The sequence below is a fragment of the Ligilactobacillus acidipiscis DSM 15836 genome, assembly GCF_001435755.1.
Lineage (GTDB): Bacteria > Bacillota > Bacilli > Lactobacillales > Lactobacillaceae > Ligilactobacillus > Ligilactobacillus acidipiscis.
Map to the genome: position 1 here is coordinate 1 of NZ_AZFI01000410.1, position 302 is coordinate 302.

Sequence of the window (302 nt, forward strand, 5' to 3'; positions counted from 1 at the left end):
ATGAGTATCATTGTCATGGACATTGCGACACGCCGCACGTTAGATATCGTGCGTTCTCGGCATAATACATACTTACGAAGTTACTTTTTACAATATGACCGTCAAGCTCGCTGGGCAGTCCAAACGGTCACAGTTGATCTGTACTCGCCTTATCGATCCTTGATCCATGAGATCTTTCCGCAAGCGCTGATCATTGCCGACCGCTTCCATGTCGTAACCCAAGCTTATCGGGCCTTAAACTTAGTTCGGACACAAACCATGAAACAGGCGGGACAGGGTTCGCACAACGCACGTGCTTTGAA

Annotated in this window: 1 protein-coding gene; it reads left to right on the forward strand. The window is 48.3% G+C overall.

Going from position 1 to position 302, the window contains the following annotated elements; translation table 11 throughout:
* A partial coding sequence (locus FC65_RS11285) for a transposase (protein WP_162257077.1) occupies positions 1-302 on the forward strand: 302 nt, incomplete at both ends.